Source organism: Microbacterium kribbense, from assembly GCF_039537285.1.
GTDB lineage: Bacteria > Actinomycetota > Actinomycetes > Actinomycetales > Microbacteriaceae > Microbacterium > Microbacterium kribbense.
The window spans coordinates 82951-107192 of sequence record NZ_BAABAF010000007.1; the positions used below are offsets into that span (position 1 = coordinate 82951).

Genomic DNA, 24242 nt, shown 5'->3' on the forward strand with positions numbered 1-24242 from the left:
CGTCGTGAGCGTCACATATGCGGATCAGCCGACCTGCACGCCGTCCTTGTACACGGAGTCGATCTGCGGCACGCCTGCGCGGTAGGCGAGGTAGGTGCGGCTGGGCGCACCGAGCACCACGAGGTCGGCCCGCTTTCCCATGGCCAGCACGCCGATGTCGTCGCGGCGCAGGGCCCGGGCACCGCCCGCGGTCGCGGCCCAGATCGCCTCGGGCACCGTCATCCTCATCTCGCGCACGGCGAGGGCGACCATCAGCGGCATCGAGCTGGAGAAGTTCGACCCCGGGTTGCAGTCGCACGCGATCGCGACGGTCGCGCCCGCGTCGATGAGCCGGCGCGCGTCGGGGTACGGGTGGCGGGTCGAGAATTCCACGCCGGGCAGCAGCGTCGCCACGGTGTCCGAGGCCGCGAGGGCCGCGACATCCTCATCCGTGAGAAAAGTGCAGTGGTCGACGGATGCCGCGCCCAGGGCGACGGCCAGCCGCACACCGGGACCCGCGCCGAGCTGGTTGCCGTGCACGCGCGGCACCAGGCCGTGGGCGATGCCGGCCTCGAGGATGCGCCGCGACTCGTCGGCGGTGAACGCGCCGGTCTCGCAGAACACGTCCACCCACTTCGCGTGCGGCGCGCATGCGGCCAGCATCGGGCCGCACACCAGATCGACGTACCCGGCGCGATCGTGGACGTACTCGACGGGGACCACGTGCGCGCCGAGGTAGGTGACCTCGGGGGTGACCTCGGCGGCCAGCCGCGCCAGACGCGCCTCATCGTGCACGGTCAGTCCGTACCCGGTCTTGATCTCGATCGTCGTGGTGCCCTGCGCGTGCAGCTCGGTCACGAGTCCGGCCAGGCGCCGGCGCAGCTCATCGTCAGTCGCCGAGCGGGTCGCCGTCACCGTCGTGCGTATGCCACCGGCGGAATACGGCTGGCCGGCCATTCGGGCGGCGAACTCGGCCGAACGCTCGCCGCCGAAGACGAGGTGGCTGTGGCTGTCGACGAAGCCCGGGATGACCGCACGACCGCGGGCGTCGACGACCGTGCGGGTCCCGGACGCGTCGTCTCGCCGCGCTCGCTCGGCCGCCTGGTCGGCGGGCCCGACCCAGGCGATGTGCGAGCCCTCGATGAGCACGGCGGCGTCGACGAGGGTGCCGCACGCGTCGGAGCCGGCAGCCACGTTCGTCGTGAGCTCGCCGATGTTCGTGATGAGGATGCTCATGCCGGCCCCCTTCGGGTCAGGATGCCGCCGACGATGGTCGCGGTGACGTCGCCCGCCCGGGCGACCAGCGGCAGCTGCAGCAGCCCGCTCCCCCGGGTGCGCACGGTGTCGGCATCGATCTCGACGACGTCGAACGGATCGCCCACGCGCAGCCCGGCGACATCCACCGCCCCGCCCGGCAGCCCCAGCGCCCGCGCGCCGCCGACGCTGCCCGCGTGCCACAGCTGCGCGGGCGTGAAGATGCCGCGCCGGCGCGCACGCAGGCGCTGGTCGAGCTCGAGCCGGGCGACTTCTTCGAACGGGTCGATGACGGCGTGCTGATCCGATCCGATCGACAGCGTGGCGCCGGCCCCGCGCAGTTCGGGTGCGGGCCCGATGCCGTCGCCGAGGTCGGCTTCGGTCGTCGGGCACATCACGATCGAGGCGCCTGCCTCGCCGAGCAGGGCGATGTCGGCGCTTGTCAGGTGCGTCGCGTGCACCGCCGTCAGCGTCGGCCGCAGCAGCCCCTGTTCGGCCAGCAGACCCGTGGGGGTCAGGCCGTACGCCTGCAGGCACGCATCGTTCTCGGCGACCTGCTCCGACAGGTGCACGTGCAGCGGCACGTCGGCCGGCAGCTCCCGGGCGACCACCGCGAGGTCGTCGGGCGTCACCGCCCGCACCGAGTGCACCGCCGCCCCGACCGTCACCAGCGCCCGCCGGCGCACATCGGCGGCCACCGCATCGCGCAGCGACTGCCAGCGCACGAGCCACGCGTGCGCATCGGCGTCGCCGAAGCGCCGCTGGCGCTCGGACAGGTCGAGGCCGACACCGCCGCGCAGGTAGCACGCGTCCAGCAGCACGAGACGGATGCCTGCGGCCACGGCGGCATCCGCCAGCGCCAGCTCCATCGCGTGGCCGGTGTACGGCGTGCCGTTTGCCCGGTGGTGCACGTAGTGGAACTCCCCCACCGCCGTGCAGCCGGCGTCGCGCATCTCGAGGAACACCTGCTCGGCCAGCGCCCGATACGAGTCGGGGGTGAGGGAAGCCGCCGCGCGGTACATCTCTTCGCGCCACACCCAGAAGTCGCCGCCCCCGCCGTGGGTGCGCCCGCGCAGCAGCCGGTGGAACGCATGCGAATGCGCATTGACGAACCCGGGCGCGACCACCCCGAGCCGCGTGTCGCCCGGCTGCGCGTCACCGCCGGCGGCGAGCCCCGTGATCACCCCGTCGTGCGCGGTGATCCGCACGTCGGCCGCGAACGCGCCGTCGATCAGGGCCGCAGCGGCATGCGCCGACGTGAGCGCGGTCATGCCGGGCCCGCCAGCATTCGCAGCGTCGCCGCCAGCGCGCGGGCACCGGCTTCGCAGTCCTCGTCGCGTGCATCTTCGCCCGGTGCGTGCGAGACGCCGGTGGGATTGCGCACGAAGATCATCGCCGTGGGCAGCACTGCCGACAGGATGCCGGCGTCATGGCCGGCTCCGGTGGGGATGGCGGGAACCGGCCCGAACTCGGGCTCGAGCGCGGCGGTGATGCGCGCGGTGAGCGCGTCGTCGAAGTCGACGCGGGCGGAGAACGACTCCTCGTGCACCTCGAGCGTGCAGCCTTCCGCCTGCACCGCGGCACGGATCCGCTCGATCGTGCGGGCATGCTGCTCGCGCACGTCGTCGTCGGTGGAGGCGCGCAGGTCCATCCACGCGACCACGCGCGAGGCGATCACGTTGGTGCCGCCCGGGATGATCTGCGCCTTGCCGATCGTGCCACGCGAGGCCGGCATCCGCGACACCGCGACTTCGCGCACCGCCTGCACGGCGCCGCCGAAGGCGACCACGGGGTCGGCGCGCCGGTCCATCGTCGTGGTGCCGGCGTGGTTGCCCTCCCCGGTGATCTCAAGGCGCCAGCGGCCGTGCGGGATGATCGCCGACGCCGTCGAGACCGGCACACCCCGGTCTTCGAGGTCGCGGCCCTGCTCGACGTGCAGCTCGACGAAGGCCGCGAACCGCCCCAGTCGCTCGGGATCGGGGCCGACCTGCGCCGGGTCTCGCCCGGACTCGCGCCACGCCTGCGCGAGGGTGACGCCGGCGGCGTCGACACGCGCCAGCGCGGATGCCGCGTCGGCGGCGCCGGTGAGCAGCCGGGTGCCCAGGCACGGCAGGCCGAACCGGGATCCCTCTTCTTCGGCGAACGCGCACACGACGATGGGCCGCGCCGGGGCGAAGCCGCCGCCCTGCAGCTGCGCGACGGCCTCGAAAGCGCCGGCCACCCCCAACGGGCCGTCGAAGGCGCCGCCGCCGGGGACCGAGTCCAGATGGCTGCCGGTCGCGATCGCGTTCTGACGCACGGCCCCGGGCTGCGGCATCCACCATGCCCAGAGGTTCGCATCGAGGTCCTCGTCGACCTGAAGACCGAGTGCCGCGGCGCTGGTGCCGAACCACGCACGCAGCGGCGCATCGGACGCGTCGAAGAGGTGGCGGGAGTAGCCGCCGCGCTCGGCATCACGTCCGAGGTCGGCGATCTCGGCGAGGCGGCCGGCAACCGTCATCTCAGTCCCCTCACAGCATCGGCACCTGCAGGCCCCGCCGCCGCGCGACCTCCTTGGCGCGATCGTATCCGGCATCCACGTGCCGCATCACCCCCGAGCCGGGATCGTTGACCAGCACCCGGGCGAGCTTGGCGGCCGCCAGCGCGGTCCCGTCGGCGACGGACACCTGCCCGGCGTGGATCGAGCGCCCGATGCCGACGCCGCCGCCGTGGTGGATCGAGACCCACGACGCGCCCGACGACGTGTTCAGCAGCGCGTTCAGCAGCGGCCAGTCGGCGATCGCATCCGACCCGTCGGCCATCGCCTCGGTCTCGCGATACGGTGAGGCCACCGAGCCGGCGTCCAGGTGGTCGCGGCCGATCACGATCGGCGCCTTCAGCTCGCCGGAGGCGACCATCTCGTTGAATTTCAGGCCGGCCAGGTGCCGCTCCTGGTAGCCGAGCCAGCAGATCCGCGCCGGCAGGCCCTCGAACTCGACGCGCTCGCGCGCCTTGTCGAGCCAGCGGTGCAGCGGCGCGTCGTCGGGGAAGAGCTCCTTGATGGCGGCGTCGGTCTTGTAGATGTCCTCCGCCTCGCCCGACAGCGCCGCCCAGCGGAACGGGCCCTTGCCCTCGCAGAACAGCGGCCGGATGTAGGCCGGCACGAAGCCGGGGAACGCGAACGCCCGCTCGCAGCCGCCCAGCTGGGCCTCGGCGCGCAGCGAGTTGCCGTAGTCGAAGACGGCGGCCCCGGCATCCAGGAATCCGACCATCGCGTCCACGTGGGCGGCCATCGACGCGCGGGCGCGGGCCGTGAAGGCTTCCGGGTCGCGGGATGCCTCGGCCTTCCAGTCCGCCACGCTGATGCCGATCGGCAGGTAGGCCAGGGGGTCGTGCGCACTGGTCTGGTCGGTGACGATGTCGATCGCCACGCCCCGCGCCAGCAGCTCGGGGTACACCTCGGCGGCGTTGCCGACCACGCCCACCGACAGCGCCCGGCGCTCGGCCCTGGCGGCCAGCACGCGCGTCAGCGCGTCGTCGAGGTCGGTCGTGTACTCGTCCAGGTAGCGCTTCTGCACCCGGCGGGCCAGCCGCGACTCGTCGACGTCGACGATCAGCACGGTGCCGTCGTTCATCGTGACCGCCAGCGGCTGCGCGCCGCCCATGCCGCCGCAGCCCGCCGTCAGGGTGAGCGTGCCGGCCAGCGACTCGCGGCCGAGCGAGCGGGCGACGGCCGCGAACGTCTCGTAGGTGCCCTGCAGGATGCCCTGCGTGCCGATGTAGATCCACGACCCGGCCGTCATCTGCCCGTACATGGTCAGCCCGAGCGCCTCGAGGCGGCGGAACTCGGGCCACGTCGCCCAGTCGCCCACCAGGTTCGCGTTGGCGATCAGCACGCGCGGCGCCCACTCGTGCGTGCGGAACACGCCGACCGGCTTGCCGGACTGCACCAGCAGGGTCTCGTCGGGCTCGAGCTCGTCCAGGGTGCGCACGATCGCGTCGAACGCGGCCCACGACCGCGCCGCGCGGCCGCTGCCGCCGTAGACGACCAGGTCGTCGGGATGCTCGGCCACCTCGGGGTCGAGGTTGTTCATCAGCATCCGCTTCGCGGCCTCGGCACCCCAGCTCTTCGCGGTGCGCTCGGGTCCGCGCGGGGCGTGCACTTCGCGTGCGCCTTCCATGATCTCTCCTCAGTTGCTCGTGGTGCTCGGGTAGGCGGCGTTCCGGATCGCGCCGGAGCGCACCAGGGCGGTGACCGCCTCGATGTCGTCGCTGACGACGTGGTCGGGCCCGGGGCCGGCGACCACGGTGCGCACCAGGTCGCGCACCGCGCCGGTGCCGGGGCCGGGCTGCAGCGGCGCGCGCAGGTCCAGCGCGCGGGTGCCGGTGATGATCTCGATGGCCAGCACGCGGGTGAGCCCGTCGATGGCGCGCCGCAGCTTGCGGGCGGCCGACCAGCCCATCGAGACGTGGTCCTCCTGCATCGCCGACGACGGGATCGAGTCCACGGACGCCGGCACCGCGAGGCGCTTGAGCTCCGAGACGATCCCGGCCGCCGCGTACTGGGCGATCATCAGGCCCGAGTCCACGCCGACCTCGTCGGCCAGAAACGGCGGCAGGTCGCGGTTGCGGGCCACATCCAGCGCCCGGTCGCAGCGGCGCTCCGAGATCGAGGCGACGTCGGCGACCGCGATCGCCAGGAAGTCCAGCACGTACCCGACCGGTGCGCCGTGGAAGTTGCCGTTGGACTCGACCCGCCCGTCGTCGGTGATCACCGGATTGTCCACGGCCGCGGACAGCTCGCGCACCGCGATCGTGCGGGCGTGCTCGAGCGTGTCGCGGGCCGCGCCGTGCACCTGCGGCGCGCAGCGCAGCGAATACGCGTCCTGCACGCGACCGTCGGCCGGGCCCTTGTGGCTGGCGATGATCGGCGACGGGTTCAGCAGCGCGCGCAGGTTCGCCGCCGAGGCGGCCTGGCCCACTTGCGGGCGCAGCGCCATCAGATCGGCGGCGAAGACGGCGTCGGTGCCCAGCTGGCTCTCGATCGACAGTGCCGCCGACAGGTCGGCCACGTCCAGCAGCATGTCGAGGTCGGCGATGGCCAGCAGCAGCATCCCGAGCATGCCGTCGGTGCCGTTGATCAGCGCCAGGCCCTCCTTCTCGGCCAGCACGAGCGGAGTGATGGATGCCGCCGCCAGAGCGTCGGCGGCATCCATCGGCGCGCCGCCGATGCGCACCTTGCCCTCGCCCATCGCGGCCAGGGCGATGTGCGCGAGCGGCGCGAGGTCGCCCGAGCAGCCGAGCGAGCCGTACTCGCGCACGACCGGGACGATGCCGGCGTTCAGCATCGCGACGTAGGTGTCGACGACCTCGGGGCGCACCCCGGTGTGCCCGGTGGCCAGGGTCTGCAGGCGCAGCACCTGCAGACCGCGCACGACTTCGGCCTCGACCTCGGGCCCGGTGCCGGCCGCATGCGAGCGGATCAGGCTGGCCTGCAGCTGCCGGCGCCGGTCCGGCGGGATGAACGTGGTCGCCAGCGCCCCGAACCCGGTGGAGATGCCGTAGTGCGGCACCGGGTCGTCGGCCAGCCGCTCCACGAGCGCCCGAGCGTCGGCGACGCGCGCGCGGGCACCGGCGTCGATCTCGACGGGCGCGCCGTGCCGGGCGACGTCGACGACCTGGGCGGGGGTCAGCGGTGCGGCGCCGATGACGACGCGGGATGCGAGCGGGGTGGTCATACCCCGATTCCACACCGTTTGCGATGCCGGCGGGTGGGCCCGGCGGCATCCGGTGTCTGTGATCCCAGACACTCGGTCGCCCGCTGGCGCGGTGTCAGTCGACCTGTTCGACGATGCCGCGGGTGAGGTGCACCAGCTCGGCGTAGCTGAGCGGGAACACCGTGTGCGGCGTGCCGCCCGCGGCCCAGACGTGCTCGTAGTCGGCGAGCGCCTTGTCGACGACCGTGGTCAGCCGGGTCGGATGCCCGGCCGGGGCGACACCGCCGATGGCCTGGCCGGTCGCGGCCCGCACCTGGTCGGGCGTGGCCCGTGCGATCTTGCCGCGGCCCAGACGCTGCGCGAGCCGTGCCGTGTCGACCCGATGCGCGCCGCTGGTCATCACCAGCAGCGCCTCGTCGTCGCACCAGAACACCAGGCTGTTCGCGATCGCGCCGACCGGTACGCCCAGCGCGGCCGCCGCCAGCGGCGCGGTCGCGGCGGAGTCGGGCAGTTCGATGATCTCACCGGCGATCCCGGCCGCGCGCAGCGCTTCCTGGACGAGCCGGCTGCGGGCGGGCAGCGGGTCGGACATGGCCTCAGCCTAGCGCCGGCGCCAGCGGCTCAGCCGCGCAGCACCTGGTGCACGAACTGGACCGCGACCGACCCTTCGCCGACCGCGGAGGCGACCCGTTTGATCGATTGCGCGCGCACGTCGCCGACCGCGAACACGCGCGGCACGCTCGTCTCGTACAGGTACGGATCGCGGTCGCCGTCGGCGGTGGGATGCCGCTGGCCGCCCAGTGCCGGGCCGGTGCGGATGAACCCGCGGGCATCGCGCACGATCTGCGGGGGCATCCAGTCGGTGTGCGGTGATGCGCCGATGAAGACGAACATCGAGGACGCCGCCAGCTGCTCGGTCGAGGCATCCTCGGCGCCGGCGACGGTCACGTGCTCGAGGTGGCCGTCGCCGGAGACCGCCTGCACCGTCGTGCCGCAGCGCACCGTGATGTTGGGCCGCGCGGCGATCTGGCGCACGAGATAGTCCGACATCTTGGCACCGAGCTCGGCGGCACGGCACAGGATCGTCACCGACTTCGCGTGGTCGGAGAAGAACACCGCGGCCTGGCCGGCCGAGTTGGCCCCGCCGACGACGACGATGTCTTCGCCGGCGACGGTGTCGCGCTCGCTGAGGGCGGCGCCGTAGAACACGCCGCGGCCCTCGAACTCGGCGCTGCCGGGCACATCGAGGCTGCGGTAGGAGACGCCGCAGGCCAGGATCAGCGCGCCGCAGCTGATCGCCGACCCGTCGGACAGCTCGACCCGCGGGTAGGGGCCAGCCAGGTCCAGTCCCGAGACCGTCGTCGGCGCGAGCACCTCGACCTCGAACCGGCGGGCCTGCGTCACCGCGCGCCGGGCCAGGTCGGCGCCGGCGATGCCGCCCGGGAAGCCGAGATAGTTCTCGATGCGCGAGGACTGGCCGGCCTGGCCGCCCGGCACGAGCCGTTCCACGCACACGGTGCGCAGTCCCTCGCTCGCGCCGTACACCGCCGAGGCGAGCCCGGCGGGCCCGGCACCGACGATGACCAGATCGAACGTCTCGGTGTCGGTGTGCGTCTTGTGCCCGAGCGCCGCGGCCAGCTCCGCCACGTCTGGATCGGCCAGCCCGGTGCCGTCCGGGGTGAGCACCAGCGGCAGCGCACCGCTGCCGGCGGCCTCCCACAGGGTGCGGCCCTCGGCGCTGACATCCACATCGAGCCAGGCCATCGGGATCTGGTTGCGCTGCAGGAAGTCGCGGATCTCGTGGGTGCGGGTGGACCAGCGGGTGCCGACGACCCGGGTCAGCGCCGCGCCGGACCGGTGGTGCGCGTGCCAGTCGCCGAGCAGGTCGTCCACGACCGGGTACAGGCGCTCCTCGGGCGGATCCCAGGGCTTGAGGATGTAGTAGTCCAGGTGCAGATCGTTGATCGCCCCGATCGCGACCTCGGTGTCGGCATAGGCGGTCAGCAGCACCGTGCGCACGTCGTCGAACAGCTCGCGGGCCGCCGCCAGCACTTCGTGACCGGCCACCTCCGGCATCCGCTGATCGGAGATGACCACCGCGACCGGAGCCGACTGCAGCTTCAGGGTGCGCAGCGTCGCCACCGCCTCGGCGCCGCCGGCCGCGGTGACCACCCGATAGTGCCGCCCGTAGTGGCGGCGCAGATCGCCGCGCACAGCGCTGAGCACGGCGGGGTCGTCGTCCACAGCGAGGATGACGGGGCGCGCCGCATCGCCGGCCGGCGTCGGATCGGTCACAGCTGACCACCCTTCGGTGTCTCGTGGATGCGGCGCAGCGGCAGCTCGACGCGGAACACGGTGCGCCCGGGCCGCGACCGCACGTCGATGTGCCCGCCGGAGCCGCGGATGATGTTGAAGACGATGTTCAGCCCCAGCCCGGTGCCCGAGCCGGGCCCCTTCGTGGTGAAGAACGGGTCGAAGATCTTGTCGAGGATCTCGCTCGGGATGCCGGGGCCGTCGTCTTCGATCTCGACGGCGACGCCCGTGTCGGTGCGGGACGTGCGGATCTCAAGATGCCCGGTGCCGCCCATCGCGTCGATGGCGTTGTCGATGATGTTCGTCCACACCTGGTTGAGCTCGCTGCCCAGCGCCTCGATGTGCGGCACGTCGTCGGCGTAGGAGCTGGTGACCTCGATGCCCTGCTTGAGCTTGGCCTGCAGCATCACCAGGGTGTTGTCCAGGGCGCGCCGGACGTCGATGTCCTGCACCGGGGCGCGGTCCATGAAGCTGTAGTCCTTCAGCGCCCGCACGATCTCGGAGATGCGCTGCGAGCCGTGGCTGATCTGTTCCAGCAGCGCCAGCGCCGTGAAGGAGTGCGAGAGGACGTTCAGGGCCGCCGGCAGCTGGGCGGACCGGAAGCGCGCCGCGATCTGGGCGAGCCCGGCCTCGTCCAGGCCGACGGCCGCGATCGCGCCGGACAGATCCCAGCCACCGTCCACGCCGTGCTGATCCAGCCACTGCTCGACGGCCTCTTCGGCCGCGCTGCGGGCCAGCGGGTCGCGGGTGTCGGGCAGCGTGGCCTGCTGCCCGGCGCGCTCGAGCAGGCGCTGCAGCTCGGCGGTGTCGTCGGGGTCCAGACCGGCCTGGGCCAGATCGAGGAACGCACTGGAGGTGGCCGACAGCGCCTCGCGCAGCTGCAGCGCACCGCGGAGGGCGGCAGCGGCGGGGTTGTTCAGCTCGTGCGCCATGCCGGCGCTGAGCCGGCCGAGGGTGGCGAGCTTCTCGCTCTGCACGAGTGCGGCGGTGCGCTCGGCGACCTCCTGCTCGAGTTCGCGCTGATAGGCCGCCTGCAGCGCTTCGGCCTCCTTGCGATCGCTGATGTCGCGGAAGAAGGTGTGCGTGGCCATGTACTCGCCGTCGCGGAACCGGCCGGTGGCGTTGCCCTCGACGGGAAAGGTGCGACCGCCCTTGGCGACGAAGCTCACCTCGACCTTGTCGAACGAGTGCCCGCTCATGATCTGCGCGATCAGGATCGTGCAGTGGTCGTGGTCGGCTTCGGCGACGATGTCGAACAGGGTCAGGCCGGGCAGCTCCTCGGGTGTGTAGCCGAGATGCTCGTACCACGCCTTGTTCACGAACTGGAAGTGCCCGTCCGGCAGGATCGACTGCACGATGTCGTGCGAGGACTCGATCATGTCGGCGTAGCGCCGCTCGCTCTCCAGGCGCGACGCTTCGGCGGCGCGGCGCGCGGTCAGATCGTGCGCGATGGCGCGATAGCACTGCTCCTGCGGCATCCCGACCGCTGTCCACTGCAGCGAGCGGCTCTGCCCGTCCCGGCCGACGAACCGGCATTCGAAGCTGACGATGTCGGCGCCGTCACGAGCGGATGCCAGCTTTTCGGCGGTGGCGGCGACATCGTCGGGATGGACGAACTCCAGCAGCGGCCGGGCCTGCAGCTCGGTGATCGAATAGCCCAGCAGCCCTTCCCAGTCGCCGGTGAGCTCTTTGAAGTATCCGTCGAAGCCTGCGGCCACCGCGAAGTCGGCGCTGAGATCCAGCAACCGCGCAGCGATGGGTGCCGGCCATTTGTCCACGCCGAGTCCGTGCACAGCCACAGAGCGACTTCCTTCCCCAGATGCGCTCATCCTATGGGGTCGAGGCATCCTGCGCGCCCGGTCAGCCGCGCGCGAGGATCTCGCCGTGCGGCATCAGCAGCCAGCCGTCCGGCGCCGCCGCCCACTCGCGCCAGCCGACCGAGATGCGCTGCAGGCCGGCGCGATCGGTCACGCCCTGCTCCAGCGCGTGCTCCGCGAACGCGGACTGCAGGGCGCGGTCGGCCCACATGCCGCCCCACCAGGCGCGGTCGGCGGATGATTCGAACAGCCACGTCGATGCGGTCGCGGTGATGTCGGCGAACCCCGCATGCTGCGCCCAGGCCTTCACGCGGCGGCCGGTCGCCGGCTCGCCGCCGAGGCCCCGGTGCATGCGGCAGAACACGTCCAGCCATTCGGTCAGCGCCGGCACCTGCGGAAACCAGATCGTCCCCTCGTAGTCGACCTCGCGCACCGCGACCAGGCCGTCGGGCCCGGCGACACGGCGGAACTCCGCCAGCGCGTCGACCGGATGGGTCAGGTGATGCAGCATCTGGTGCACGTGCACGACGTCGAACTCGCCGTCCGCGGCGTCCAGCGCATACGCGTCGCCGACCCGGAAGCTGGCATTGGCAACGCCCCGCTCGGCGGCCAGGGCCGCCGCCTGCGCGACGACGGAGGCCTCGGCGTCGACCCCGACCACCCGGCCGGGGGCGACGGCGGCGGCGACGTCGACCGTGATGGTGCCGGGGCCGGCTCCGACGTCGAGCACCGACATGCCCGGCCGCAGGTGCGGCTTCAGATACGCGGCCGAGTTGTCGAGCGTGCGCCAGGAATGCGAGCGCAGCACGCTCTCGTGGTGGCCGTGGGCGTAGACGTCGGGCATTCCTCGAGCGTATCGCCGCGCACCGCCCGGAAACAGGCAGAATGGAGGCGGCCCCGCAACGCCGTGGGGCCACCGCACAGCCCACAAGGCCAGCCGAAAGTGAATTGCGATGACGCACACCCTGCCCCTGCCCGATTTCACCCACGAGCGCGTGGAGGTGATCACCGGCCCGCGCAGCGGCCTGTTCATGACCGTCGCACTGCACTCCTCGGCCCTCGGCTCCGCCCTCGGCGGCGCCCGCCTGTGGACCTACCCGCAGTGGAGCGACGCCCTCGGCGACGCGTTGCGACTGTCGGCCGCGATGACGCTGAAGAACGCGGCGGCGGGCCTGGACGCGGGCGGCGGCAAGTCCGTCATCCGGCTGGAGCCCGGGCAGCGTCTGGATGCCGACCGCCGGCGCGCGGCCTTCCTCGACCTCGGCGACGCGGTCGAGGCCCTGGACGGCGCCTACCGGACGGCAGAGGACGTCGGCTCGACGACCGAAGACATGCTCACCGTCAGCGAGCGCACCGCACACGTGGTCGGCCTGCCCGACACCGTCGGCGGTTCCGGCGAGCCGGCCGGCCCCACCAGCCTCGGCGTGTACGAGTCGCTGCGCGCGACCCTCGAGCGCGTCACCGGCTCGACGGATGTCGCGGACCGCCGCATCACGATCTCGGGCCTGGGCCAGGTCGGCGGCCGTCTCGCGCAGCGCCTGGCCGCCGCCGGCACCGTGCTGACGGTGACCGACGTCAATCCGGCCAAGAAGGAGCTCGCCGCGCGCCTGGGCGCGACCTGGGTGAGCCCCGGCACCGAGCAGCACGTGCCCGGCGACGTCTTCGTGCCGGCGGGTATCGGCGGCGTGCTGGACGACGAGACGATCGACGCGCTCGCCGTGCAGGCCGTGTGCGGGCCGGCCAACAATCCGCTCGCCGACCGCTCCGGCGCCGACCGTCTCGCGGCCCGCGGCATCCTGTACGCCCCCGACTTCGTGGTCAATGCCGGCGGCGTGATCTACCTGGACCTCGAGGCCAAGCACCACGGCACCCGCGAGGAGATCATGCGGCGGGTGGGTGCGATCGGTGACACGCTACGTCGCATCTTCGATGAGGCGGCCGCCGCGGGCACCACTCCGCTGCGCGCCGCGGAGCAGCTCGCGGCGGCCCGGCTTCAGGCCGCATCCGCCGTGAACGCCTGAGATCCGCCGTGGCATGATGAAGGCAGCCGGCGGCGTCGCCGGCTGCCCGATGCGGCACATGCACGAAGAATCAAGGGAGAAGCCTCGTGTTCACCAGCCCGTTCCCCGACATTGAGATACCCGAGCTCAGCGTCTACGACTACCTCTTCGGCGATCTGACCGACGAAGATCTGGCCCGTGTCGCGCTGATCGATCCGTCGGGCGCCGAGACGACCTACGGTGCGCTGAAGGCTCAGGTGGATGCCTTCGCCGGCGCGCTGGCCGCGCGCGGCGTCGACACCGACACCGTGGTGGGCGTGCTGTGTCCGAACGTGCCGGCCTTCGCGACCGTGCTCCATGGCGCGCTGCGCCTGGGTGCCACGGTCACGACGTTCAATTCGCTGTACACGGCGCACGAGATCCAGACCCAGATCGAGGATGCCGGTGCCACCTGGCTCGTGACCGTCAGCCCGCTGCTGGCCCACGCCGCCGAGGCGGCCGCAGCCTGCGGCATCCCCGACGACCACGTCATCGTGCTGGACGGCGCCGAGGGGCACCCCAATCTGCGCGAGCTGCTGATGGAGCAGCGCACTCCCCCGCAGGTCAGCTTCGACCCGGCCACGCACATCGCGGCGCTGCCCTACTCGTCGGGCACCACCGGAATCCCCAAGGGCGTCATGCTCAGCCACCGCAATCTGGTCGCCAACGTCGAGCAGTCGCGGGTGAACATCGATCTGAAATCGAACGACCGGGTCCTGGCGGTGCTGCCGTTCTTCCACATCTACGGCCTGACCGTGCTGCTGAACCTGGCGCTGCGCCAGCGCGCGAGCCTGGTGACGATGCCGCGGTTCGACCTGGCCGAGTTCTTGAAGAACATCCAGGACTTCAAGTGCACGTACCTCTACATCGCGCCGCCGATCGCCGTGGCGCTGGCCAAGCATCCGATCGTCGACCAATTCGACATCTCGACGGTGCACTCGATGTTCTCGGGCGCCGCTCCCCTGGACGGCGACACCGCGGCCATGGCCGGCACCCGGCTGCACGCCCGGATGATGCAGGGCTACGGCCTGACCGAGACCAGCCCGGTCACCCACGCCGTCCCGTACACGCGCGACGACATGCCGCTCAGTTCGGTGGGCTGCGCGCTGCCGAACACCCTCTGCAAGCTCGTCGACCCGGCCACCGGCGAGGAGATCACGGAGTTCGGCGAGGACGGCGAGACCGTGCCCGGCGAGCTGTGGATCAAGGGTCCGCAGGTCATGGTCGGCTACCTGAACAAGCCGGAGGCGACCGCGAATGCGATCGACGCAGACGGCTTCTTCCACACCGGCGACGTCGCCGTCTACAACGAGGGCGGCTGGTTCACGGTCGTGGACCGGGTCAAGGAGCTCATCAAATACCACGGCTACCAGGTGCCGCCGGCCGAGCTCGAGGCGCTGCTGCTGAGCCACCCGAAGGTCGCCGACGTGGCCGTGATCGGGGTGCTCGACGAACAGAGGCAGGAGATCCCGAAGGCGTTCGTCGTGCCCGCCAGCGGGGCCGAACTGTCCGCCGAAGAGGTGATGGCCTTCGTGGCCGAGCACGTTGCGCCGTACAAGAAGGTGCGCCGCGTCGAGTTCGTCGATGCGATCCCGAAGTCCAGCTCCGGCAAGATCCTGCGCAAGGACCTGCGCGCGCGTGAGACGGCGGCAGCCGGCTAACCGAGCAGCGCCGCGAGCTGCGGCAGCTGACTGGGGTCGGCCAGCGCCGACCCCAGTGCGACCGTATGCACTCCGGCATCCAGGAACGCGGCAGCGCTGGCGGCGGTGATGCCGCCGCTGGCGACGAACCGCACCTCGGGGAACGGCCCCGCGATGTCGGTGAACCAGGCCGGCGTCAGGTGCCGCGCCGGAAAGGCCTTCAGCCACGTCAGACCGAGAGCGCGGGCCTGCTGCACTTCGGATGCCGTGGCCACGCCGGGCAGTGCGGGCAGCCCCGCCGCCGCCGACGCCGCCACGACGTCGGGGTCGAGGCCCGGGCTGACGGTGAACGCCGCTCCCGCCGCGCGGGCGGCTTCGACGTCGGCCGCCGAGGTCACGGTGCCTGCCCCGACGATGCCGCCGTGCCGGTGCGCCGCCCGCACTGTCTCGCGCAGGGCCTGGATGTCGTCGTCGGACTGCAGGGTCACCTCGACGGCGACGACCCCCAGATTCCAGGCCGCCTCGGCCAGCTCGAGGGTGCGTGCCACCCCTTTGCCGCGGGCGATCGCCATCAGCCGCACCGACCCGAACTGCTCTTCGAACCAGCTGCTGCCGTCCTGCGGGGTCATGACACTCCTTCTGTCGTGTCGGCCGCAGCCGGCGCAGGCCAGCCGAGGTCGGCGGATGCCGCTGCGGCGGCGCCGCGCAGCGTGGGTACGAGGGCGAGCACCTCGTCGGCGTCGAGACTGACGGTGGGCACCGAGACCGAGACAGCGGCGACGACGGCGCCGGATCCGTCACGGATGGGTGCGGCCACGCAGTTGACGAACGACTCGTGCTCCCGCCAGTCGTGGGCGAACCCTTCGGCGCGTACCCGGTTCAGCTCGGCGAGGTAGTCGGCTGCCGTGGTGATGGTGCGGTCGGTGAATCGCGTGTACAGGATGCCGCGGGCGGCCTGCTCCCGGGCGGGCCCGGGCATCGCCGCCAGCAGAACCTTGCCCACGGCGGTCGCATGCACCGGTGCGGTGAGCCCGATGCGGGAGTACATGCGGATGCCGCTGCGCGCCTCGATCTTGTCGATGTAGACGACCTGCCCGGCTTCGTGGGCAGCCAGGTGCACGGTCTGCCCGGTCGCGGCGCCGAGCCGCTCCAGGTGCGGGCGCGCGATGCCGCGGACGTCCCACTGCTCGAGTGCGGCACTGGCCAGCGCGAACACCGTGCGTCCGAGCCGGTACCGGTGCCGCTCATCGTGGCTGACGAATCCCTGTTCGGCCAGGGTCTGCAGCAGCCGCAGCACCGTGGTCTTGTGCACGCCCAGCCGCTGTGCGCACTCGTCCAGCGACCGCGGCCCGGCGGCGAGGTGCTGCAGCAGCTCGAGCGCGCGGCCGACGCTCTGCGTGGTCACCCGACGCCTCCCGCGCCGATGTGGTCGCCGGCCGTGCGCAGGGCCAGGGCCGCCATGTCATGCCCCTGCACGACGCAGTCGCGCAGCGAGAACCCGTACATAACGCCGGCGAGGAATCCGGCCGCGAACGCGTCGCCGGCACCGATCGCCTCGACGACGTCGACGCGGCCGGGTGCGACATCCACCCGCTCGTCGCCGTCGAACGCCGCCGCCGCGCCGCCGTCGTTCTTGACGACGAGCCAGCGCGGCTCGGGGAACATCCGCCGCAGCCCGTCGGCAGTGTGCACACCGAAGACGACGGCCGCCTCGTCCTGCCCCGCGAAAGCGATGTCGCTGGAACGCATGAAGCCGGCCAGCAGTTCGCTGCCGGCGGCTTCGCGCCCGCGCCACAGCGCCGGACGCCAGTTCAGGTCGAACGAGCAGAGCCCGCGCCCGGCGAAGGCCTGCACGAGCGCGCGCTGCGCGGCCGCGGCGGTGTCGGAGATCGCCGGCGTGATGCCGGTTGTGTGCACGAGGCCCGCGCCCGCAACGGCCCCGGCCACGGCGGGCAGGTCGAGATACTCCGGCCCGATGGCGGCGGCGGCCGAACCCGACCGGTAGTAGTGCATGCTGCTGCCGCCGCCGTCGATCTCTTTCACATAGAGACCGGTCGGCCGCGCCGGGTCGATCTGCACTGGTGCCACGTCTACGCCCAGTCGCGACAGCAACCCGGTGGCGAAGCGGCCGAAGCCGTCGTCGCCGACCCGGGTGAGCATGGCGACGTCGATGCCGCGTGCGGCCAGTGCGATGGCGACGTTGGCTTCGGCGCCACCCAGGGACCGCCGGAACATCTCGGCGTCTTCGAGTGCGCCGGGCTGCTCCTGCGCGAGCACCGCGAGCACTTCGCCGAACGCCACCGCGCGCATCGGGGGACGGATCGGCGCGGGCATATCGCGAGCCTAGTCCGCATCCAACCATGCACGCAACGCACGTTGCATCATGCGCAACACATCCGGACGATTCGATCCCCGATCCGGCGACAGATTCCACCCCGGACGCTCCAAAGAGTCCTATCCTGAGTGGAACCGAACCATTGTGTGGCGAGGAGGACGAAGTCATGGCTGACAAGTACACTCCGACCACCACGCATGCTGCGTGGGGTGCGGGGCATCCGCGGCTGTTGGTGAGCGGCAACGATGAGCACTTCGAGGCGCCGTTGGATCAGGACCTGGTCCGAATCGGCTCCGCCGAAGACGTCCACGTCCGATTGGCCGACCTGATCGCGCTGCATGCCGAGGTCGTGCACGATCCGAACGACGAGTACGTGCTGGTCTTGCACGGTCCAGCACAGACCAGTGCGCGGCACGTCCCGCTCGAATCGCTGGACGGGCGACCCGGCGAGATCCTGCGCAGCGGTGCGCGATTCGTGCTCGGCGATTGGGCATTCGTGTTCGCGCGCGACGAGTTCGCCGACCACGGGCGGCCGTTCGGCGGCCGCCAGGGCGGTGAAGGCTCACACGAGCGCACGCAGCCCGACCGGCCGGACTACACCGGCACGCACCCGATCACGATCGTGCCGCAGGCGGCGCAGCGCACCGCGCGGTGATGCCACCGGCGCACGCCGTCAGCGCAGTCGTGCGCCCAGCCGGGACAGTGTCGCGGAGGCTGCTCACCCCGCGTCCTCCAGCAGCATGCGCTGCACGAGAGCGATCATGGTCTCCTTCTCCTTCGGGTCGCTCATCGCGACCATGAGCGTGATGGCGGCCAGGGCGTTGTTGGTGATGCGCGCCCTGCCCGCAGCATCCCGCAGCTGTCCGTTGTGCGCGAGGAAGTGCACGAACAGCGCTGCGGCGCTGCGCTTGTTGCCGTCGCTGAGCGGGTGGTCCTTCACGATCAGATAGAGCAGGTTCGCGCCCTTGGCCTGCACCGTCGGATACAGCTCGTGACCGGCGAAGCCCTGATAGAGCGTCTCGACGACTCCGCGCAGGCCGTCCCCGCGCTCGGCGCCGAACAAGGCGTCGTCGGGGAACCGGGCGCGGACGCCGTCGATGACCCGACGCGCGTCGTCGTAGCTGAGCGTCCAGGCCGGATCGGCTCCGGCCGGGGCCTCGTTGAGCAGGCCTTCGTCATAGTCGCGCAAGACGCGCAGGGCGGGCAGGTAGACCGTCAGGGCGACGTCGAGGTGTGGGTCCACAGGCTCTGCCATGATGAGTCCTTCCGGTTGCCGGATGGATCCCGCGCACGAGCGCGTATCGCTCCCACCCTACGCACGCGGTCAGGCGCAGCACGACAGCAGGGCCGGATCGGAGGTGAACGCCTGGCAGGCGAGCTTGATGCCCTCGGCCATCGTCAGATAGGGCGCCCACATCGAGGCGACATCGGTGTGGGTCTTGCACCCCTCCAGGAGGAACACGCCCGCCGCGGCGAGTTCGCCGGCGTCCTTCGCGACGGCGGTGATGCCGAGGATCCGACCGGTGTCGTCGTCGACGACGACCTTGATGAACCCGCGGGTGTCCCGGTTGACGATCGCGCGCGGCACATATTCCAGGGGCAGGATGCTGCAGTTGCAGCGGTGTCCGGCGGCGTGCACCTCCTGCTCGGTCATGCCCACCGCCCCGACCGCGGGATCGGTGAACGCCACGCGCGGCAAGGACGCGTCGTCGACCGAGTGCGCAGCACCCATGAAGGCGTTGTCGACGACGATCGCACCGTGTCTGGCGGCGACATAGACGAACTCCTGGCGCCCGGTCACGTCACCGGCCGCCCAGATCCGCGGGTTGGCGGTGACCAGCGAGTCGTCGACCACGACTTCGCCACGGTCTCCGGTCTGCACGCCCACGCTCGCCAGGTTCAGCGCGTCGGTGACGGGGCGGCGGCCGGTCGCGACCAGCACCCGCTCGGCGCGGTATTCGCGGGCGCCACCGGCGGCCACCGCGGCCGCCACGACTCCCCCGGTGGCGGCATCGACAGTCACCGCGGTGACGCGGACGCTGCGCACCACGCGGATGCCCTCGTCCGCGAAGACCGCCTCCAGCGCCCGGCTGACCTCCGGTTCCTCCCGGGACACGAGTCGGGAGCGGACCAGCATGGTGACCTTCGACCCGAGCCGGGCGAACAGCTGCGCCTGCTCCACCGCGACGAACCCGCCGCCGATGATCAGCAGCGACTCCGGTACCGTCGCCAGCTCCATCGCGGTCGCCGAGGTCAGGTAGCCGGCCTGCGCCAGACCGGGGATCTCGGGAATGACGGGCGACGCCCCGGTCGCGATCAGGTAGTGCCGCGCCGCGATCACCTCGACCGAGCCATCCGCGCCCACCAGCTGCACGGCCGGAGCATCGGCCGTGCCGGTGAAGGATGCCTCCCGGTGCCGGATCGGCCAGCCATAGGATGCCGCGATGTCGACGTACTTCTCCGACCGCATCCGGTCCACCAGGTCCTGCGTGCCCTCGACCAGAGCACGCAGGTCCACCGGCCCCGCCGCGGCGCTGATGCCGGGGTGGCGGCGGCCGGCATCGGCGGCGCCGTGGCGGGCCGCCGCCGCGGCGATCAGCGCCTTCGACGGCACGCAGCCGGTGTTGACGCACGTGCCGCCGACCGTGCCGCGCTCGACCATGACGACCGACCTGCCCAGGGCGCGCGCGCGGATCGCCGCCGAGAACGCCGCCCCGCCCGACCCGATCACCACGAGATCCACCGCTGTCGCCATCCCCGCACCGCTCTCCATCGCCCTGCACCCTTCCATTGCGACTAGCGTTGACCTTCCAGTGCAGGGGAAGGTCAACCCCGGGCCGGTCCGGCCAACGTACTGGGCACGCAGAAGGGAGGCGTCATGAGGATCGGTGAGCTCGCGCAGGCGGCCGGCACGACGGCCAAGACGCTGCGGTTCTACGAGGAGCGGGGCCTGCTGCCCGAGACGGGACGGACCCTCAGCGGCTACCGCGACTACACGCGAGGCGTGCTGCCCCGGCTCGACTTCATCCACCGCGGGCAAGCCGCCGGATTCACCCTCGCTCAGATCAAGCAAGTCCTCGACATCCGCGACGACGGTCACGCGCCGTGCACGCATGTGCGCGACCTGCTCGACCAGCGCCTCGCCGACCTCGACGCGCAGATCCGCAGCCTCACCGCCCTGCGGGCCACCATCGGCGACCTGCGCCGCCGCGCCGACGTCGCCACCGACTCGCACTGCCGGGCGGACAGCGTCTGCCAGTACCTCTGAGCGCGGACGCCGCGCGCCCGCTCAGGCGGGGGTCGTGAGCTGGATGACGGCGGTGACGACGGGTCCCACCGCACCAGCACGCACCGAAAAGACCTTGGTGGACCTACTGCACAACTACTCCAAACAATCGCGACGTCTCCACGATCCTCGCGACCTGTCGAGTAGAGCTGACATGTCGAGGCGCCTGTCCGCATCGGACGCTGTGCTAAAACGGCGAGCCAGGCAGCTCCGCGTGGAGGAAGTGAATGCTCTCATCGCGAACTACCGGGACAGCGGCAGCGTGGTGGCGGCCGCAAACGCACTTGGGATCACGCGCCAGACGGCGGCGAAGCATCTCGCCGCCGCTGGCATCGCGACCGTTCGACGCATGACCGAAGCTGACCTCGCGGCCGCGGCATGGGTTTATGGCGAGATGAAGCACGGCCCCTTGCGTTGGCGTGCGGCCCGAGACGCTGACCGGCCTGATCGCTGCCAGCGGGCCGTGCCAGGCTGAATGATCTCACCCCGCGGCGTCGCCTTGTGGCGGTGTGGCCGACATCGGGGCGAGAGGGTTGACTTCAGGCGAGACCGAACGGTGGTCGGCTCCCCAGGATGCGAGGAGTCCGAGCCGGTCCGCGGAGGGCGAGCCGGGCTCTGCACTGTAGATGAGCATCACGTTGCCCGGTTCGGCCGTGAGGGCCAGTTCTTCGTACGCGAGGATGAGTTCGCCCACGATCGGATGCTGGAACCGCTTGGTACCGGCGCCGTGCGTTCGCACGTCGTGTGCCGCCCACAGCGTGCGGAAGGTGTCGCTGCGCAGCGAGAGCTCCCCGACGAGATCCTGCAGACCCTTGTCGTGCGGGTCGCGACCGGCCTCTGCGCGCATGACAGCGACGCACATCTCTGCAAACCGATCCCAGTCCGGGTAGAAGTCGTGTGCGACAGGGTCGAGGAACTGGAACCTTGCCAGATTCGGGGTCCGCCCGCCATCGCCGATCACGGGAGAGAAGAACGCGCGGCCCAGGTCGTTGACGGCGAGCAGGTCGTGGCGCGGGTCGCGCACGAAGGCGACCGCGTCGGTGATCGATGCCAGCGCCCATTGCAGGCTGGGCCGAGGGGTGGCGGGTCTGCTGATGCGGCGTCGGGATCGACCGCTCGTCGGGATGCCATCTGCGGTGCGGGCGAGGTCGAGCAGGTGGGCTCGCTCGGTGTCATCGAGTTGCAGTGCGCGCGAGATCGCGTCCAGAACGGATGCGGATGCCCCGGCGATCGCGCCGCGCTCGAGCTTGGAGTAGTACTCCACGCTCACCCCCGCCAGGGCGGCGACCTCACTGCGCCGCAACCCCACCACACGGCGGTTAGGACCGACGGTGAGGCCGACCACATCGGGAGTGACCCGTGCGCGGCGTGTCATGAGGAACTCGCGGACCTCTGCTCGATTGTCCATCGATCCCAGGCTAGAGCGGTCGCGCCCCCTGAGGGAGACCCTGCGAGGGCACCCCTGGGGCCTCAGGTCGAGTGAAGGGTGCCCTCCTGGTACACCCTTCATCAGGGACTCCCGCGATTCGGCGAACGGGGCGAGGGTTGTGTCATGCCCGATCAGTCACCGACCGCCCCGTCCGCCCTTCGGCGCGCCCTGCCGACGCTCCTCCTGCTGCTGACGGTGTTCGGTCCGATCTCGATGGACCTCTACCTCCCCGCGCTTCCCGCGCTCACCGCGGACCTCGGCGCGGTCACCTCGGTCGCGCAGCTGACGGTCACCGCCTGCCTCATCGGACTCGCCGGCGGCCAGCTGGTCGCCGGGCCGCTGTCCGATCGGTTCGGGCGTCGCGGGATCCTGCTGACGGGCATCGTCGCGTACATCGCCACTTCCGCCCTGTGTGCGATCAGTCCCACCGTCGAGCTGCTGATCGCGGCGAGGTTCGTGCAGGGACTCGCCGGCGGTGTAGGGATCGTCATCGCGCAGGCCGCCGGCCGAGACATCTACGCGGGCGGGGCACTGATCCGCTTCTACGGGCGGCTCACGGTCGTCGGCGGATTCGCCGCGATCATCGGCCCGCTTCTCGGCGGCCTCCTCAACTCCTTCGCCGACTGGCGCGGACTGTTCGTGTTCCTCGCCCTGATCGGCGCCGGCATCCTCCTCGTCACCCTGCGGGTGTTCCGCGAAACACTTCCGGCTACGAACCGCACGCGGGGAGGGTTCGGACAGACGATGCACGACTACCGGACTCTGCTGGCAGATCGCGTGTTCCTGGGGGCCGTGCTCAACCAAGGGTTCCTGTACGCGGCGCTGTTCGCCTACCTGGCGGGGTCGACGTTCGTGCTGCAGGACATCTACGGCCTCTCGCCGCTCAGCTACGCGCTGGCATTCGGACTGAACTCCGCCGGTTTCATGGCATTCGGATACCTCGCCGGGCGTGCCGCCGAGCGATGGAGCGTCCGCGGCACACTCACAGTCGGCACGATCGTCGCCGGGTTCGGCGGGCTCGGCCTGCTCGCCTCGGGCATCGTCGCCGTGCCGCTGTGGGTGGTGATCGTGTCGCTGTTCCTCCTCGCCGGCGGCGTCGCGATCTCCTCGCCACCCGCGACGACGCTCGCTCTGGTGGACTACCCGCAGATGGCCGGAACGGCGTCCTCACTACTCGGCATGGTCCGGTTCGGGTTCGGCGGTGTCGCCGCACCGCTGGTCGGAGTCGCCGGCGCGCTGAGCATCCTCCCGCTGGGCGTCGTCACCACCGTCGCCGTGCTCCTCGCCGGCCTCGCCTACCTCGTGCTGGCCCGCTCGGCCCCGCCCGCTCCGTCCGCCGCCCCGGCGGCGCACCCCATCCCCGTCAGTTCCCAGAAATGAGGAAGAACACCATGCGTCAGGTCACCATGTACGCTCCCGGCGACGTCCGCGTCGAAGATCGCGACAACCCGACCATCCTCGAACCCACGGATGCGATCATCCGCCTCTCAGCGTCGTGCATCTGCGGCTCCGACCTCTGGCCATACCGAGGTGCCGAGCCGCTATCGACCACACCGCAGCCGATGGGCCACGAGTACGTCGGCGTCGTCACCGAGATCGGCGCCGACGTGAGGAACGTGAAAGTCGGCGACTTCGTCGTCGGATCGTTCGTCGCCTCCGACAACACGTGCGAGATCTGCCGGGCCGGGTACCAGTCCCGGTGCGTGCACAACGTCATGATGGGCGCGATCGGCACGCAGTCCGAGTACGCCCGCATCCCCCTCGCCGACGGCACACTCGTCGCCACCCCCGAACATCCCGACGCCGACCTCATCCCGTCGCTGCTGGCTGCCTCGGATGTGCTCGGCACGGGGTGGTTCGCCGCCGTCGCCGCAGAGGCCGGTCCCGGCAAGACCGTCGCCGTCGTCGGCGACGGGGCGGTCGGGCTCCTCGGCATCCTCGCCGCACGGGAGCTCGGTGCGGACCGGATCATCGCGATGTCGCGCCACGCCGACCGGCAGGCGCTCGCGCGCGAGTTCGGTGCGACCGACATCGTCGAAGAGCGGCGCGATGCCGGTGTAGCCAGGATCAAGGAGTTGACGAACGGTCTCGGCGCGCACTCGGTGATCGAGGCCGTCGGCACGCAGGAGTCGATGGAGCAGGCGATTCGGGCGACCCGGCCCGGCGGGCACATCGGCTACGTCGGCGTCTCGCACGACGTCTCGCTCGACGGACTGGAGCTGTTCTTCTCCGGCGTGCACCTGCACGGCGGACCGGCGCCAGTGCGACGGTTCCTGCCCGACCTGATCCAGCTGATCTGGGACCGCAAGATCGACCCCGGTGTCGTCTTCGACCTCACCCTCCCGCTCGAGGATGCCGCCGCCGGGTACGCCGCGATGGACGAGCGCCGCGCCACCAAAGTGCTGCTCACGCTCTGACACCCGCTCGCGCAGCAGAGAACCGACCAGGAGATCC

General features: G+C 71.5%; 22 protein-coding genes. 7 read left to right on the forward strand and 15 right to left on the reverse strand.

Features of this window, described 5'->3' with window-relative positions; translation table 11 throughout:
* Window positions 1–24: 24 nt before the first annotated feature.
* From hutI to ABD705_RS09885, 9 genes are all read right to left on the reverse strand, one after another.
* Window positions 25–1215, reverse strand: coding sequence for an imidazolonepropionase (hutI, locus tag ABD705_RS09845; RefSeq protein WP_344783049.1), 1191 nt, complete (start codon window positions 1213–1215; stop codon window positions 25–27).
* Window positions 1212–2504 (reverse strand): formimidoylglutamate deiminase, encoded by a 1293-nt coding sequence (locus ABD705_RS09850; RefSeq protein ID WP_344783051.1) that lies wholly within the window; start codon window positions 2502–2504, stop codon window positions 1212–1214. The genes hutI and ABD705_RS09850 overlap by 4 nt, the downstream gene beginning before the upstream one ends.
* Complete coding sequence (locus ABD705_RS09855; RefSeq protein ID WP_344783053.1) at window positions 2501–3733, reverse strand: allantoate amidohydrolase; 1233 nt, start codon at window positions 3731–3733, stop codon at window positions 2501–2503. The genes ABD705_RS09850 and ABD705_RS09855 overlap by 4 nt, the downstream gene beginning before the upstream one ends.
* A gap of 10 nt (window positions 3734–3743) precedes the next feature.
* A complete protein-coding gene (gene hutU, locus ABD705_RS09860) occupies window positions 3744–5393 on the reverse strand; it encodes a urocanate hydratase (protein ID WP_344783055.1) in 1650 nt (549 codons plus the stop codon).
* Between the two features lie 9 nt (window positions 5394–5402).
* On the reverse strand, window positions 5403–6950 hold the full coding sequence (gene hutH / locus ABD705_RS09865; protein ID WP_344783057.1) for a histidine ammonia-lyase: 1548 nt from the start codon (window positions 6948–6950) through the stop codon (window positions 5403–5405).
* A 94-nt stretch (window positions 6951–7044) separates the two neighbouring features.
* Window positions 7045–7521 (reverse strand): YbaK/EbsC family protein, encoded by a 477-nt coding sequence (locus tag ABD705_RS09870; protein ID WP_344783059.1) that lies wholly within the window; start codon window positions 7519–7521, stop codon window positions 7045–7047.
* Between the two features lie 29 nt (window positions 7522–7550).
* Window positions 7551–9224, reverse strand: coding sequence for an NAD(P)/FAD-dependent oxidoreductase (locus ABD705_RS09875; RefSeq protein ID WP_344783061.1), 1674 nt, complete (start codon window positions 9222–9224; stop codon window positions 7551–7553).
* A complete protein-coding gene (locus ABD705_RS09880) occupies window positions 9221–11041 on the reverse strand; it encodes a PAS domain S-box protein (protein ID WP_344783063.1) in 1821 nt (606 codons plus the stop codon). The genes ABD705_RS09875 and ABD705_RS09880 overlap by 4 nt, the downstream gene beginning before the upstream one ends.
* 61 nt (window positions 11042–11102) lie before the next feature.
* Window positions 11103–11903, reverse strand: a complete 801-nt coding sequence (locus ABD705_RS09885) for a class I SAM-dependent methyltransferase (RefSeq protein WP_344783065.1) — start codon at window positions 11901–11903, stop codon at window positions 11103–11105.
* Window positions 11904–12012: 109 nt separating this feature from the next.
* Between ABD705_RS09885 and ABD705_RS09890 the strand changes: the two genes are divergently transcribed.
* Complete coding sequence (locus ABD705_RS09890; RefSeq protein WP_344783067.1) at window positions 12013–13080, forward strand: Glu/Leu/Phe/Val dehydrogenase family protein; 1068 nt, start codon at window positions 12013–12015, stop codon at window positions 13078–13080.
* Between the two features lie 86 nt (window positions 13081–13166).
* Window positions 13167–14759, forward strand: a complete 1593-nt coding sequence (locus ABD705_RS09895; protein ID WP_344783069.1) for an AMP-binding protein — start codon at window positions 13167–13169, stop codon at window positions 14757–14759.
* Here ABD705_RS09895 and ABD705_RS09900 read toward each other — a convergent pair.
* Genes ABD705_RS09900 through ABD705_RS09910 form a run of 3 tightly spaced genes read right to left on the reverse strand, consistent with a single transcriptional unit; the run spans window position 14756 to window position 17072 of the window.
* Window positions 14756–15367: a bifunctional 4-hydroxy-2-oxoglutarate aldolase/2-dehydro-3-deoxy-phosphogluconate aldolase gene (locus ABD705_RS09900; RefSeq protein WP_344783071.1), complete on the reverse strand. Its 612-nt coding sequence runs from the start codon at window positions 15365–15367 to the stop codon at window positions 14756–14758. The two genes, ABD705_RS09895 and ABD705_RS09900, sit on opposite strands and share 4 nt — an antisense overlap.
* Window positions 15364–16143 carry an IclR family transcriptional regulator gene (locus tag ABD705_RS09905; RefSeq protein WP_344783073.1) on the reverse strand — a complete coding sequence of 260 codons (780 nt, stop codon included), beginning with the start codon at window positions 16141–16143 and terminating at the stop codon, window positions 15364–15366. Before ABD705_RS09905 ends, ABD705_RS09900 begins: the two co-directional genes overlap by 4 nt.
* Window positions 16140–17072: a sugar kinase gene (locus ABD705_RS09910; protein WP_344783075.1), complete on the reverse strand. Its 933-nt coding sequence runs from the start codon at window positions 17070–17072 to the stop codon at window positions 16140–16142. The genes ABD705_RS09905 and ABD705_RS09910 overlap by 4 nt, the downstream gene beginning before the upstream one ends.
* Before the next feature lie 167 nt (window positions 17073–17239).
* Between ABD705_RS09910 and ABD705_RS09915 the strand changes: the two genes are divergently transcribed.
* Complete coding sequence (locus ABD705_RS09915; RefSeq protein ID WP_344783077.1) at window positions 17240–17728, forward strand: FHA domain-containing protein; 489 nt, start codon at window positions 17240–17242, stop codon at window positions 17726–17728.
* A 63-nt stretch (window positions 17729–17791) separates the two neighbouring features.
* Here ABD705_RS09915 and ABD705_RS09920 read toward each other — a convergent pair whose 3' ends face one another.
* Entirely contained in the window at window positions 17792–18328 is a 537-nt protein-coding gene (locus ABD705_RS09920) for a type II toxin-antitoxin system death-on-curing family toxin (protein WP_344783079.1), read from the reverse strand.
* 69 nt (window positions 18329–18397) lie between these two features.
* Window positions 18398–19828, reverse strand: a complete 1431-nt coding sequence (merA, locus tag ABD705_RS09925; RefSeq protein WP_344783528.1) for a mercury(II) reductase — start codon at window positions 19826–19828, stop codon at window positions 18398–18400.
* 123 nt (window positions 19829–19951) lie between these two features.
* On the opposite strand from merA, the gene ABD705_RS09930 reads away from it, so the two are divergent.
* Entirely contained in the window at window positions 19952–20341 is a 390-nt protein-coding gene (locus ABD705_RS09930) for a heavy metal-responsive transcriptional regulator (RefSeq protein WP_344783081.1), read from the forward strand.
* A gap of 34 nt (window positions 20342–20375) precedes the next feature.
* Window positions 20376–20834 carry a hypothetical protein gene (locus tag ABD705_RS09935; protein ID WP_344783082.1) on the forward strand — a complete coding sequence of 153 codons (459 nt, stop codon included), beginning with the start codon at window positions 20376–20378 and terminating at the stop codon, window positions 20832–20834.
* 6 nt (window positions 20835–20840) lie between these two features.
* On the opposite strand, the gene ABD705_RS09940 is transcribed toward ABD705_RS09935, so the two are convergent.
* Entirely contained in the window at window positions 20841–21767 is a 927-nt protein-coding gene (locus ABD705_RS09940) for a helix-turn-helix domain-containing protein (protein ID WP_344783084.1), read from the reverse strand.
* 144 nt (window positions 21768–21911) lie between these two features.
* On the opposite strand from ABD705_RS09940, the gene ABD705_RS09945 reads away from it, so the two are divergent.
* Window positions 21912–23168, forward strand: a complete 1257-nt coding sequence (locus tag ABD705_RS09945) for a multidrug effflux MFS transporter (protein WP_344783086.1) — start codon at window positions 21912–21914, stop codon at window positions 23166–23168.
* A gap of 11 nt (window positions 23169–23179) precedes the next feature.
* Window positions 23180–24205, forward strand: coding sequence for a zinc-dependent alcohol dehydrogenase family protein (locus ABD705_RS09950; protein WP_344783088.1), 1026 nt, complete (start codon window positions 23180–23182; stop codon window positions 24203–24205).
* The last annotated feature ends 37 nt before the right edge of the window (window positions 24206–24242 follow it).